The sequence below is a fragment of the Shewanella sp. LC6 genome, from assembly GCF_006385735.2.
Taxonomy (GTDB): domain Bacteria; phylum Pseudomonadota; class Gammaproteobacteria; order Enterobacterales; family Shewanellaceae; genus Shewanella; species Shewanella xiamenensis.
Map to the genome: position 1 here is coordinate 734,665 of NZ_CP043902.1, position 13,839 is coordinate 748,503.

The 13,839-nt window shown below is 49.1% G+C and carries 11 protein-coding genes; 8 read left to right on the top strand and 3 right to left on the bottom strand.

Annotated features, from left to right (window positions below; translation table 11 throughout):
- Positions 1–39: 39 nt before the first annotated feature.
- On the bottom strand, positions 40–354 hold the full coding sequence (gene metJ, locus FJD32_RS03355) for a met regulon transcriptional regulator MetJ (protein ID WP_011073770.1): 315 nt from the start codon (positions 352–354) through the stop codon (positions 40–42).
- A 212-nt stretch (positions 355–566) separates the two neighbouring features.
- On the opposite strand from metJ, the gene metB reads away from it, so the two are divergent.
- The 3 genes from metB to metF all read left to right on the top strand — a co-directional run bounded on the left by metB (position 567) and on the right by metF (position 5,318).
- The gene (gene metB, locus FJD32_RS03360; RefSeq protein ID WP_140906440.1) at positions 567–1,730 is read left to right on the top strand and encodes a cystathionine gamma-synthase; all 1,164 of its coding nucleotides are present in this window, start codon (positions 567–569) and stop codon (positions 1,728–1,730) included.
- A gap of 11 nt (positions 1,731–1,741) precedes the next feature.
- On the top strand, positions 1,742–4,135 hold the full coding sequence (locus FJD32_RS03365) for a bifunctional aspartate kinase/homoserine dehydrogenase II (RefSeq protein WP_140906441.1): 2,394 nt from the start codon (positions 1,742–1,744) through the stop codon (positions 4,133–4,135).
- Positions 4,136–4,424: 289 nt separating this feature from the next.
- Positions 4,425–5,318 carry a methylenetetrahydrofolate reductase gene (gene metF / locus FJD32_RS03370; protein WP_037422525.1) on the top strand — a complete coding sequence of 298 codons (894 nt, stop codon included), beginning with the start codon at positions 4,425–4,427 and terminating at the stop codon, positions 5,316–5,318.
- Positions 5,319–5,387: 69 nt separating this feature from the next.
- Here the strand turns inward: metF and FJD32_RS03375 are convergent, their stop codons facing one another.
- Positions 5,388–7,292 (bottom strand): methyl-accepting chemotaxis protein, encoded by a 1,905-nt coding sequence (locus tag FJD32_RS03375; RefSeq protein ID WP_099457420.1) that lies wholly within the window; start codon positions 7,290–7,292, stop codon positions 5,388–5,390.
- Between the two features lie 219 nt (positions 7,293–7,511).
- Here FJD32_RS03375 and slyA point away from each other — a divergent pair, with 219 nt between their 5' ends.
- The 5 genes from slyA (at position 7,512) to FJD32_RS03400 (ending at position 11,995) form a co-directional block, all read left to right on the top strand.
- Entirely contained in the window at positions 7,512–7,985 is a 474-nt protein-coding gene (gene slyA / locus FJD32_RS03380) for a transcriptional regulator SlyA (RefSeq protein WP_140906442.1), read from the top strand.
- An 8-nt stretch (positions 7,986–7,993) separates the two neighbouring features.
- Positions 7,994–9,067 carry an HlyD family secretion protein gene (locus tag FJD32_RS03385; RefSeq protein ID WP_140906443.1) on the top strand — a complete coding sequence of 358 codons (1,074 nt, stop codon included), beginning with the start codon at positions 7,994–7,996 and terminating at the stop codon, positions 9,065–9,067.
- Positions 9,068–9,083: 16 nt separating this feature from the next.
- Positions 9,084–10,112 carry a DUF2955 domain-containing protein gene (locus tag FJD32_RS03390; RefSeq protein ID WP_055647064.1) on the top strand — a complete coding sequence of 343 codons (1,029 nt, stop codon included), beginning with the start codon at positions 9,084–9,086 and terminating at the stop codon, positions 10,110–10,112.
- Positions 10,113–10,302: 190 nt separating this feature from the next.
- The gene (locus tag FJD32_RS03395) at positions 10,303–10,929 is read left to right on the top strand and encodes a c-type cytochrome (RefSeq protein WP_037422540.1); all 627 of its coding nucleotides are present in this window, start codon (positions 10,303–10,305) and stop codon (positions 10,927–10,929) included.
- A 10-nt stretch (positions 10,930–10,939) separates the two neighbouring features.
- A complete protein-coding gene (locus FJD32_RS03400; protein WP_055647063.1) occupies positions 10,940–11,995 on the top strand; it encodes a c-type cytochrome in 1,056 nt (351 codons plus the stop codon).
- Positions 11,996–12,566: 571 nt separating this feature from the next.
- Here the strand turns inward: FJD32_RS03400 and FJD32_RS03405 are convergent.
- Positions 12,567–13,583, bottom strand: a complete 1,017-nt coding sequence (locus FJD32_RS03405; protein WP_205403025.1) for an IS110 family transposase — start codon at positions 13,581–13,583, stop codon at positions 12,567–12,569.
- Positions 13,584–13,839 lie beyond the last annotated feature (256 nt).

Sequence of the window (13,839 nt, forward strand, 5' to 3'; positions counted from 1 at the left end):
CTAATAATTAGTTACGGCAGGATTATGGACGCTTAAGCGTTATTCCATGTCTTCCCACTCGATCCCCATTTCGTCCATCAACCGCTTCGCTTCAGCGGGGATGCTGTCTGGGCACTCTTTCGACAGATCGGCATCATCAGGCAGAGGCTGGCCGGTGTAGGCATGCAAAAATGCTTCGCACAACAGTTCGCTATTCGTTGCGTGGCGCAGGTTGTTGACCTGACGACGCGTACGTTCATCCGTGAGGACTTTTAGCACTTTGAGCGGAATAGACACAGTAATTTTCTTTACTTGTTCATTCTTCTTGCCATGTTCAGCATAGGGGCTGATGTATTCCCCATTCCATTCAGTCATTGACTCACCTGTTATAACGCTAAATTCGGGGCAGATTTTAAACCCTTACAGATTACAGTCAAATTATTGCTACTATTTCTTAGCGATTGCAAACAGATTTCTTTATGTTTAGACGTCTAAACGTCTTAACGCCTATTGACGATACCACTGGGCTTAGGTACATTTAGACGTCCAGACATCTCTATCAGTCTACCGAATTTAGGAGTCCACCCATGGCAGAGCGTCAATTAGCCACACTGGCAGTGCGTCAGGGTATCGAAAGCGATACTCAATATGGCGCAGTTGTGCCACCGATTTATTTGTCGACTAATTACGCCTTCGATGGTCATAAAAATCCTCGCGAATTTGATTACAGCCGTTCCGGCAATCCTACCCGCAGCATCTTAGGCGATGCCTTAGCTAAGCTGGAAAAAGGCGCAACCGGTGTCGTGACTTGTACTGGCATGGCAGCCATTACCTTAGTGACCACTTTACTGGGCCCAGATGATTTACTGGTGGTGCCCCACGATTGCTACGGTGGCTCTTACCGTTTATTTACTAATTTGGCGAAAAAAGGCCAATTTAAACTGCTGGTGGTCGATCAAACCGACAGCCAAGCACTTGCGCAAGCGATTGCCCAGCAACCTAAAATGGTGTGGATTGAAACCCCGTCCAACCCATTACTGCGGGTGGTTGATATTGAAGCTATTGCCAAGGCAAGCCATGGTGTGGGCGCGTTAGTGATAGTGGACAACACTTTCCTCTCGCCGATTTTGCAGCAACCGCTATTGCTCGGCGCCGATATCGTTATCCACTCCACCACTAAGTACATTAATGGCCATAGCGATGTGGTGGGCGGCGCGGTGATCGCCAAAGACCCTCAACTCGGTGAGACCTTACATTGGTGGTCGAACACCTTAGGCTTAACCGGTTCTGCCTTTGACAGTTATCAAACCCTGCGCGGCCTGCGTACTTTAGCCGTGCGCATTCGTGAGCACCAACGCAATGCCGAGCGGATTGTGGAGTTACTGAGTAACAGCCCAGTCGTGAGTAAAGTGTATTACCCAGGTCTTGCAGATCATCCCGGTCATGCCATTGCCGCCAAGCAACAAAAAGGCTTTGGCGCTATGCTGAGTTTTGAGCTTAAGGGCGGCGAGGCTGAAGTGGTCGCCTTTTTAGATGTATTAAGTTTATTCAGCGTGGCTGAGAGTTTAGGCGGCGTCGAGAGTCTCGTAGCCGTGCCCGCGACCATGACCCACAGAGCGATGGAGCCGCAGGCGCGTTTTCAAGCTGGCATTAAAGACACCCTATTACGTTTGTCGGTTGGTATTGAAGATGCCGACGACTTAGTTGCAGATATTCAAGCAGGATTGGCCGCCGTAGCGGCTTGTCAGTAGAGGAATAATAGATGGCACGTTGTCACTTACATAAATTTGGTGGTTCCAGCTTAGCCGATGCCGATTGTTACCGCCGAGTCGCCCATATTCTGTTAACCCATGGCCACAGTGATGATCTGGTGGTGGTGTCTGCCGCGGGTAAAACCACTAACTTTTTATATAAATTACTGTCCCTGCGCGATAGCAACCAATTATGGCAAGAAGAATTACAAGTCCTTATCAGCTATCAGCAAGGCTTGATTGAGCAATTATTATCTAACGAGCAAGCGCGGGATTTACGCGAACGTTTGACCACGGATAAAGCTCAGTTAATCAGTCTATTATCTTTAGATGTACGCAATGATTACCAAATTAACCATGTGGTGAGTTTTGGTGAGCGTTGGTCGGCGCGCCTGATGGCAGCGCTGCTGCGCGAATCGGGCGTGGCCGCAACTCATGTGGATGCCTGCTCGATTTTAGTGGCAGATGAGGCCGCCGTGCCGCAAATCCGTGTGCAAGAATCCCGCGCTAAAGTACAAGCCTTACTGGCCGCACACCCTAACGAGCGTTTAGTGATCACCGGTTTTATTTGTGCTAACGAGCGCGGTGATACCTTGCTATTGGGTCGCAATGGCTCTGACTTTAGCGCCAGCTTAATTGCCAGCCTTGCCGACATTGAGCGCGTGACCATTTGGACCGACGTTGAAGGGGTCTTTAACGCCGATCCAAACAAAATCAACGATGCAAAATTACTCAAGAGCATGTCCCTCGCTGAAGCCGATCGCTTGGCGCGTTTAGGCTCACCCGTGTTGCATTCACGTACTTTGCAGCCGCTGTTTAACACTGAGGTGAGCCTAGCTGTGCGTTCAAGCTATGCCTCCCATACCGACTTTACCCTGATTGCGCCGCACAGTTCCTCAGCGAGTGCGCCCGTGGTGACCAACCTCAATGCCGTGGTGTTATTTGGCTTTAAGATTGCGGGTGATGTCGCCAGTCTGCTCGAGCAATTGGTGGAGGCGGGATTAACGCCACTGGCACATTGGGTATCGGCGCATCAACGGCTTGAGCTTGCCTATACCGCTGAAAACCAAAAACAAGTACAAAAATTATTGGATGCGCAGGCCGAAGCCCTCGGCATTAAAGAGCTGCAAATTAATACCGAACTCGGTTTAGTTGCGTTGGTGAGTGCTGATGCCGAGCATTATCGCCGCAGCTTTGCCCGTTTACTGAGCCGCGATGCTAAGCCCTTGTTCAGTGGTGACTTAAGTTTGGTGACCTTAGTGCCACAGTCGCAGGTTAATCTGCTGACGCAAAAAGTGCATCGCCGCTGTGCTGGCCCGCGTAAACGCATTGGCGTATTGCTGCTGGGTGTGGGCAATATTGGTGAGGCGTGGGTGAAGCTGTTTAAATCAGTTTCTCCATCGTTAAATCAAGAGCTTGAAGCGCAAGTCGAGTTAGTCGGTCTGGTTACTTCCAGTAAAGCTTTGATTAAGTCCACTGGTGTGGATTTGGAAAGCTGGCAGCAGGAATTCGATGCTGAGGCGACTCCTTGGCAGTACGAGCATCTATTTGAACAATTAGAACAACTTAACTGCGACGAACTGATTGCATTAGATATCAGCGCCAGCGCCAGTTTAACCCTGCAATACCCAGAGTTTTTCGAGCGCGGCATCCATATGGTCAGCGCAAACAAACTCGCGGGCTCTGGCCCACTGCCTTTTTATCGGGAATTGAAGGAACAACTCGGTTATCGCCGTCTATTCTGGCGCTATAACGCCAGCTGCGGCGCGGGTTTACCTATTCAGCACGCCTTAAACGATCTGCGTAACAGCGGCGATAGCGTTGAGGCCGTGGGTGGGATTTTCTCTGGCACTCTGTGTTGGTTGTTTGAGAAATACGATACCAGCAAACCCTTCTCGGAATTAGTGATTGAAGCACGTGGTTTAGGGATTACCGAACCCGATCCCCGCGACGATCTTTCTGGTCGCGATATGCAGCGCAAGTTGCTGATTTTAGCCCGTGAAATCGGTCTGGAAATCGAGCTTGAGGATATTGAGCTGCGCTCCTTAGTGCCTGCCCATTTAGCGGATATTCCACTGGAGCAATTCCTTGCCCGTATCGGTGAGCTGGATGATGAATTGCTGCAACAATACGGCGCGGCGGCGGAACAAAACAAAGTGCTGAGATATGTCGCCTCCTTGGATAATAGCGGGGCAGTCCTTAAAGCCGAGGTGGGATTACAGTGGATTGATGCGAGCCACCCCTACGCCAACCTCACGCCCGGTGACAATGTGTTTGTGATCCGCTCAGCTTTCTATCAAGGTAATCCTTTGATTATCCGTGGACCTGGTGCGGGCCGCGAAGTGACCGCGGCAGCGGTACAATCGGATCTAACACAGATCTGCCGCGATCTGCTGCAAGAGTAGTCATAAACCAAGACACTTGAAGAGACTAAACCCCGTATCTTCAAGTTGATTTTGCCTATATTCATAAACTTAAAGGACTCATTCGAGTCCTTTTTTATTGTCTAGAATAAATAGACTCATCTATGGGGCAGAAATTACCACAAATGGGGATTTTTGGGCTTGACTTAACAGCCAGTTTCTCTAGTATATGGACATATAGACGTCCAAACGTCCATATGGATTAAACTACTGCATTAATAGTCGTACCAGTCGCGATAAGTGTCGCACTCGGGCGGTTGAGGAAATACACATGGCTTTTCATCACGCACAACATTCACATTCGCTAAACCAAAGTTTGTCTGAACTTAATGGCGATATTAATGTTTCTTTTGAGTTTTTCCCGCCATCAACCCCCGAAATGGAACAGATCCTGTGGAACTCTATTCGTCGTTTAGAGCCGCTGAATCCTAAATTTGTGTCTGTGACCTATGGGGCAAACTCGGGCGTGCGTGACCGTACCCACGGTGTGATTGAACGTATTCAACAAGAAACCAACCTAGTTGCTGCGCCGCACTTAACCTTAGTGGATGCGAGTGATGAAGAGCTGTTAGATCTGGCAAAGCATTACTGGAAATCGGGTATTCGCGATATTGTGGCGCTGCGTGGTGACTTGCCTGCGGGCAGCCCAAAACCGACTCGCTTTGCGGTGGATCTAGTGCGTCTGCTGCGCTCAGTAGCTGACTTTGATATTTCGGTCGCCGCTTACCCAGAGGTGCACCCAGATGCGGCTAACGCTCAGGCGGATTTGATTAACCTTAAGCGTAAAATCGATGCCGGTGCGAGCCGCGCTATTACTCAGTTTTTCTTCGATGTGGAATCTTACCTGCGTTTCCGTGACCGCTGTGTTGCGGCGGGGATTGATGTCGAAATCGTTCCCGGCATTCTGCCCGTGACTAATTTTACCCAGTTAAAGCGTTTTGCGGGCATGACCAATGTGAGCTTACCAAGCTGGTTACATAAGCAGTTCGATGGCCTTGAAAATGATGCCGGAACCCGTCAGCTGGTGGGCGCAAACGTGGCGATCGATATGGTGAAAGTGTTGTCCCGCGAAGGGGTGAAGGATTTCCACTTCTACACCTTAAACCGTGCGGAATTGACCTATGCGATTTGCCATACCTTAGGGGTGCGCCCAAAGGCGGTATAACGTTAACAGCATAAAAAAACGCCGCTATTTAGCGGCGTTTTGTTTTGCTTGAATCCTAAATCCTAAATCCTAAATCCTAAACTGAGCGAGAAGTGTGGTTAAGCGCATCGACAACTGTGCTAACTCGTCTCCTGCCCGCGCCGTTTGCTCGGCACTCTCGGTGGCATTGGTCGTAATATCATTAATATTATTGACGTTTTTATTGATTTCCGCCGACACAGCACATTGCTCGTTGGCAGCGCTAGCGATTTGAATGTTCATTTGACTAATGGTGGATACGGCTTGGGTAATGGCTTCGAGCGCTTCCCCCGCCTCGTGCACCAACGAAACACAGTTTTGCGTGGTGGCGGTACTGGTATTCATGGTACTGACGGTGGATTTGGCACTCTGTTGCAAGGCTTCAATCATCTGCTGAATTTCGCTGGTTGAAGCTTGAGTACGGCTGGCGAGCGTACGCACTTCATCCGCCACCACCGCAAAACCACGGCCTTGTTCACCCGCACGGGCAGCCTCAATGGCGGCATTGAGGGCGAGCAAATTGGTTTGATCGGCAATATTACGGATAACGACTAATACCGAGTCAATCTGCGCGGTATTACGCTCGAGTTCGTTGATGGCCGTGGCAGCATGGGCTATTTCATCCGCCAGCAGACTTATAGTCGAAATGACCTTTTCAACCAGCAACTTACCATGTTCAGTTGACTCGCTGGCGTGGGTTGCTGCGTCAGCGGCATCAGTCGCATTGTGGGCAACTTCTTGTACTGTTGCCGCCATTTCATTCATGGCGGTGGCGACTTGTTCGGTCTCGAGGTGTTGCCGTTTTGCCATTTGCTGAGTTTCATGGGTAATGGCGGACATTTCTTCGGCCGATGTCGCCAGTAAGCTAGTAGAGTCAGAGACTTGAGCAACAGTCGCGTGGATTTTCTCAGCAAAGCGGTTAAAGGCGAGTGCAAGTTGGGCGATTTCATCTTTGCTCTTCACTTCAATCCGGCGGGTTAAATCGCCTTCACCCTCGGCAATGTCATTGAGCGCATTGGTTGTTTCGGCAATTGGGCGGGTAATACTCTTAGCGATAAACCAGGCAATGGCGGTGCCAATTAGGAAGGCGATAAAGCCTATCATGATGAGTTTAAAGCGAATATCGGACATCGCTTGCTCAGAATGGCTTCTGTCCAGTGCAATATCGAGCACACCAAAGGTTTTGCCCGAGTAGTCTTTCATCCCATGACGATACAGGGCGTAGCTCTTGCCGTCTAAATCGATGGTACGAATCACTTCAGTACCTTGCATTACCTTGTTGAGTTCGCTGGAGGCGCTGGTGTCGGTGGTAAAGGTGCCACCAAAGGGGACAAAGTTGCCATCCTTAGGCAGCAAAAGAGTTATCTCTGCTTGGTAGGCATTTTTAAAATTGTCGAAGAAGGGCTGTCCAAATGACATGCCAAACTCCACTGAGCCCGTATGCTGCCCTTGGTAATTCATCGGCACGAGACCGCGGATGCCTAAGCCTTCAACCCCGTATTCTAAGCCGCTGAGGGGATGTTTTTGGGTGTTAGTTTCGACAATGGTTTTACGAATTGCGGTGAGGTCATCACCAAATTTTTCAGGGCGATGCAGGCGTAAAAACGAGGTCGCTGGAGGGGTGTGAAACTGAAATTGCTGCACGGCAAAATCTTGTTTAAGGCGCGTAAATAGCGGTTGGGTGCGTTGAAGTAGTGCTTCACGGTCGCGCTCGGCAAAGTTACTTTGGATCTCAGGAGTTAATGAGATTAAGGTTGCCATCGCCTGTGCTCTTTGTCCCGATGAGACGATATTTGCCACCGCGGTTTCGTATAACTTATGTAATTCCCGTTGCTCAGACTCCCTTATTTGGCGACTGAATTCCGATAGCACTAGCGGCATGATAAAGCTCATCACCGCAAATAGCAGTAGGCTGATGCCTAACACTATCCGAGTGCTAATGTTTAAATTCTTCACAGTAAACCTCCCAGTATCCGTATGTCTGTCTGAATATCTTTTTGAATATTATAGAGATACTGCTTGTTATATTTGCGAGCTGGTGAACCTTTTTCAGTTGTTTTTCGGTTTTTTGCGGATTTCGTGGCAGCGTGCACAGATCTTTTCTGAGCAGAAAATATTTACTTAGCCTGCTAACTAAGTATAATGCTTAGCAGGCTAAGTAAATGAGTAAGCATCATGTATAAAGAACTCGAGCGCTTAAAGGAGTTATCCCTTGCTGAACACTTAGGTCGCCTGCACCGCTTATGGCGTACCGTGGCGGATGTGGAATTAGCACCACTTGGGTTAACCCATCCTCGTTGGACCGCGTTGTGGAAGTTATTGCGTCTAGGTGACAACGTGAGCCAAAAGGTGTTAGCGGATGCGCTGGAAATTGAATTGGCTTCTTTGATGCGTACCTTAGGGCAACTTGAGGATCAAGGTTTAGTCGAGCGTCATTGCTGCACTAAAGATAAGCGCGCCCGAATCGTGTCGCTAACACCTGCCGGTAAAGACGTATTAAAGCAAGTCGAAGCGCGGATTATCCATGTGCGCGGTGAATTATTAGCGGGCATTAGCGCCACTGAGCTTGGCGAGTTTGAACGCATCATTAGCCTAATTAGTGAAAACGCCTTAGCCAAGTTGGCTAAGAGCACAGATATTCTTGAGTGAGAAATAAGATGACACCGGATCAACAATTTGCCCGTCTTGTCAAAATCGCCATGCTCGGTTTTGTGGCCGTGTTTGGCTATTTTATGTTTGCCGACACTATAATGCCATTAACCCCACAGGCTATGGCAACCCGTGTAGTGACTAAGGTGACTCCACAGATCAGCGGCAAGATTCAAACGATTAATGTGAAAAATAACCAAGTGGTCGCCAAAGGCGATTTACTGTTTCAAGTCGACCCAGCGCCCTTTGAGTTGGCTGTGTCACATGCCAAATTGGCCCTAGAACAAGTGCGTCAGGATAATGCCGAACTTGATGCTGCACTCTTAGCCGCTAAAGCAGAAGTGAATGCGAGTGCGACGACTGCACAACAAAAACGCCGCGAGGCCAAACGTTTAGATGCACTTTATGCGACCCATGGCGTTTCGCAGCAGTTGCGTGATCAAGCCGATAGTGATGCGGCGGCCGCCGAGGCGAATGTGTTAGCCGCTAATGCTCGCCTCGATAAACTCAAAGTGAGCCGTGGTCTCTATGGCGAAGATAACCTTAGAGTTCGCCAAGCGATGAATGCGTTAGAGCAAGCTGAGCTGAATCTGTCTTACACCCAAATCCGTGCCGACCAAGATGGGGTGGTGACCAACCTGCAACTTGAAGTGGGCAGTTTTGCCGCTGTGGGCCAACCACTACTCGCCTTAGTCTCTGATAAATTGGATATTATTGCCGATTTTCGCGAAAAAACCTTACGAGGTGTGAATGCTGCTTATCCCGCATTAATTGCCTTTGACGGTGAGCCTGGTCGTTTGTATCACGCCCAAGTGAGCAGTGTCGATGCAGGGGTGAGTGCGGGGCAGTTTGATGCCAATGGTCGTTTAGCCGCGCCGCAGGAGTCAGACCGTTGGGTGCGTGATGCGCAGCGCTTAAGACTGCATTTAGTCTTAGATGACAGTGTGTCAGACAACAGTGCAATGAATAACCTACCCGCAGGGGCGCGCGCCACAGTGCAATTGCTGCCCGACAATACGCTATTTAGCCTGCTAGCCAAGGTGCAGATTAAGGTTATCAGTCTGCTTCATTATATCTATTAATATCAAGGCAATTTGCATGTTGTTACGCCACAGCCCATTAACCGCCAATGACTTACGCCAGTGCTTGCGCATTGCCACTGGCGGTACCATTGGTTTTACCCTGTGTAAGCTATTTGGTTGGAGTAATGGGGTGTTTTTTACTGTAACCCCAATGTTATTACTGGGTTTAGTCCCTGTGATAAGTGGCCATGCGGTAAGGCAATTATTGGCATCATCTGCCATTGCGGGGCTTGAAGTCGGCCTGCTCGGAGGCTTCTTCGGTAGCCACCCAGGCATAATGACACCTATTGTCTTTCTGCTGTTTTTGTATCGTTTTGCGGCGATGTCCCGCGGTAGCCTGTTCCTCTTTGGTGCCAATGGCGTGCTGAGTTTAAGCATTATGCTGCACTTTGCCAGCTATCCGGGCACAGATCTGAATGATCTGATTTTTAGTAACTTCTGGGCGACAGGGCTATCAGTCATTATCGCCTATTTAATGACTGCACTTTGGCCGGATGTTGAACCCCGCGCCGCCTATCAACCCGGCCCTAAGGCGCCGCACCGTATGCGCCATGAGGCGTTGCTCGGTGCCAGCATTGCCACGCTCTCTTTCTTAGTGTTTCAGATTTTCGATCTGCGTGATTCGATGTCGGCGCAGGCAACCACCTTGCTACTTTTATTCCCCATGCATTGGAACGGGGCGTTGGATTATGCCCGTAAACGTGCCATTGGCACCTTGCTTGGGGTGTCTTTTGGGGTGATGGTGCAACTCTTTCTCTACGATTGGTCAGGATTGTTGATCCTGATTGTACCGCTGCTGTGGCTTGGCTTAATGTTGTTTGCGCAGGCCCATGTGAAGGAGGCGAGCGGATCGGGTGTCGGTTTTGGCGCCATGACGACGTTAGGGATTTTGTTTGGCCAATATTTAACTCCAGGTAACGACTTAATTTTTAGTGCCCTGTATAGGGTGAGCAGCATTTTTGTGGCGATAGTGGCGACGTTATTCCTCTGTTATCTGCTGCATAAGTTATTGAATAGCTTTGAAGCGACCCGATTTGGTTACTAAAAGGTTAATATTAGATTTTTTTAATGCTTGTTCCGCTTCCGTGCAAGGAGTATGGTGTTTTGATGCGTTTAGTGTGGGCTAAACGTAGAACGCACCACTCAATTATCTCTTTTTTAGCGACCTTGGTTTAGCCGTTAACGCGGTTTTTCAAGCGTTTTCGTGTGATTCAAGGTTTGTTCAAGGATAGAAAATGAATAATAAAATTAAAACATTAGCCAAAGGCATCGCGCTCATTAGCGGCTGTGCCTTGACCTCTGTCGCCATCGCTAACACGGCAACTATCCCGCCAGCGGGACAAATCTGCGTGACTTGCCACGGCGTCGAAGGTGAGGGCATTGAGCCACTTGGCCCTCGCTTGGCCGGACTCTCAAAAGAATATATCACCACCCAATTACAACATTTTCAGGCGGGTGTACGCCAAAACGCGACCATGATGCCGATGGCGATGACACTGCAAGGTGATGGTATTGAGCAAGTGGCGAGTTATTTCTCCGCCAAATCTCCTAAGACTGAGATTAAGCCTGTGCTTAGGGGCGAACAAATCACCTTTAGCGATGATACCGCGCGCTTAGCCTATCAAGGTGATTGGTCTCGCGGCTTACCAGCCTGTGTCACATGCCATGGCCCCTCTGGATTAGGTGGCGGTTTGTTCCCGCGTTTAGCGGGTCAGCAGGCCAGCTATATCAAGACGCAACTGTTGGCGTGGCAAGCTGGCACACGTAAGGGAGATGTGGACGGCATGATGGCCAATGTGGCTAACAAGCTGACCGCCGCCGAGGTGGATGCCTTAGCGAACTACTTTGCGAATTTGAAATAAGGAGCCGACCATGAAATCTTCTGCCATCTTACTATTGGTCGCAATGGGCGTGCTGACAACTCAAGTGCAAGCGGCGCAAGAATTACCTGATAAACAGGCGCCATTGCCCTCAGTCCCTAAAAACCCAGATCAAACCTATCTTACGCCTAGACCCTTAAGCGCGATTCCCGAAGGTGCCTTCGGCGATAAAGTACGCTTGGGTTATCAGTTATTTGTGAATACCCAGCAGTTAAGAGATAAGTATGTGGGTAACGAGCTTAACTGCGCCAACTGCCATATGGATGCGGGCCGTAAGGCGAATGCGTCACCGGTGTGGGGCGCCTATTTTGCCTATCCCGCGTATCGTAAAAAAGACGATAAAGTAAATACCTTTCAAGAGCGGATACAAGGCTGCTTTAACTATTCGATGAATGGTAAAGCCCCCGCTGCGGGCAGCCCCGAACTGGTTGCGCTATCGGCCTATGCCTACTGGTTAGGGATGAGTGGTTTAATGGATGCGGCGAACCTTGATGGCCCTGTACCAGAAATCAGCGATGCCGAATTGGTTAAAGGCGCCAAACGTGAGGATTTCTCGCTGCCAGACGCCCTAGCCAAAGCCATGACAGTTGAGCAACGCGCAAATCTGCCGGGCCGTGGTTATCCTGAGATCCCAAAACCTGAACTTGCGTTCTCACCCGAGCGTGGCAAAGCCGTGTATACGGCCCACTGCCAAGCGTGCCATGGCGCCGATGGTCAAGGCCAAGCAATTGCTGGTGTTTACTCTCTGCCACCATTATGGGGCCCAATGAGTTACAACTGGGGCGCGGGGATGCACAGGGTCAATACAGCCGCATTCTTCATTTATGAAAACATGCCTTTCGGTAAGAGTATGCAGTTGACTAACCAACAAGCTTGGGACGTTGCCGCTTATATCAACTCCCATGAACGGCCACAGGACCCACGCAATAAGGGCGATGTGAAACAAGCGCAGGAAAAATACCATAATGACAATGACTACTACGGTGTCGACGTCGATGGCAAAGTGCTTGGCACCAGCTCTTATCCGGTGTTTCCGAAAAAGTCGTAGTTGAGTCGCTCTCATTCAGTGCTCGTGTAATGAAATAAAGCGAGTCACTGGATGGGAGGTTTATAAAATCGCCTTTTGGTGTTCAGTGAATATGTGAGTCATAGCGGCCTAACGGCCGAGGTGAATCAAAGTCGTGGGTCTTCACCCCACACCCGACCAAGGAGGACTGCTCGTCCTATCCTCCTTGGATTCTCCAAGACGCCCCTAGCGAAGTTACATGCATTGGTTACTAGCCTTGGTCTTATGGATAAATTGCTATCGCTTCCGAAGGCAACGTCCCTGTACCTACGAAAGCTAGCCGGACATATATGGACCCATCCGGTTTGCAAGACATTCGATAACGATTTTGAGAAGAGTTCATTGCACCCATATATCCGGCCTGTTATTGAGGGATCCCTCTGGCCCTGATGGATATCTGCTTCTACAGTCCTTATCATCCCTGCGGCTTCGTAATGAGCCTATGCCCGACTAAGGTTTTTAGTAGATCAGTCTGACTGTCTCATCATCAAATCAAGTGTCTTAGCAACTTGCTGGTTGGTTAATTATTCACGTTTATTGAATCTATTCAGTACTATACTGGAAGCCGATACTCTTCCTCACGCGCCGCGATAACCCATGCCATTCTCGCGAGTTTATTGGCGACGGCCACACAGGCTCGATTAAAACCTCGGCGCTCTGCTAACTGTATTGCCCAGCAGCTAAATTTATCCTGTTTATGACAACTGTGCTGCAACACCGCTCTGGCGCCGTGAATAAACAGGGTACGTAAATACGCATTTCCCCGCTTGCTTATCCCAAGGAGGTTATCTTTACCTCCGCTGCTGTGTTGCTTGGGAACCAAGCCACACCAAGCTGAAAAGTGTCTACCATTACTGAAGTCTTTACCCTCTCCAGCAGCCGCATAAAAGGCCGTAGCGGTGACGGGACCAATACCTGGGATAGTCTCTAAACGCTGGCAAATCACATTGTTTTTCGTTTCAGTGAGTACTTGGGTATCACAATCCTTAAGCCGTCTTTCTATATCTGTAACCTCTTCATATAACTGATAAAAAATTGTTCGACCTTTGGTAGTCAGCGCATTGGTTTCGTTAGTCAAAATCTCAGGAAACTGTACTTTAAAAGCCGATTTACTTTTGGCTATCACGATGCCGTATTCAGCTAACATACCTCGCACTTGGTTGATTAAGGCTGTTGATTGCTTAGTTAATCGTTCGCGCATTCGGTGGAGCAGTTGCACATCTTGCTGCTCGACGCTTTTGGGTTTTACAAACCGCATGTTGGGTCGCTGCGCAGCCTCCGCGATGGCTAAAGCATCATTGTAGTCATTTTTGTTACCTTGCCGAAAAGGCACGACAAATTGAGGAGCAATTAACTTGACGCTGTGGCCCAACAGCTCAAATTCTCTGGTCCAGTAATTTGCGCCACTACAGGCTTCCATCACAATCAGACAAGGCTCAATTTTCGCGATAAAGGGAAGCAAGTCTTTGCGTCTAAGCATTTTCTTTTTAATTAACTTGCCTGCTTTATCGACGCCAACAGCATGAAAAACAGACTTTGCGATATCTAAACCGATTGTAGTAATCTTCATAGGTGGACCCGTCCTCTTTCTGATGAGTTTTAGCGACTACATCGTGGCCCATTGTGAGGCCGATTTAAAGTGGATGGGTCCATTCCATTATCCATGTCCGGACTCACGCAATTTATTCCAATGCCCCGCGGCAACTTCGCAGGGGAAGGTGAACTTCTGTTGCCTTAGTGTTAGCTGTTAGTTCTAAAGATTTGTGCCTGTCCCATCTTTCATATTTGCTTGGATGTTCATGCAATTAACTGAAATTATTACTCTT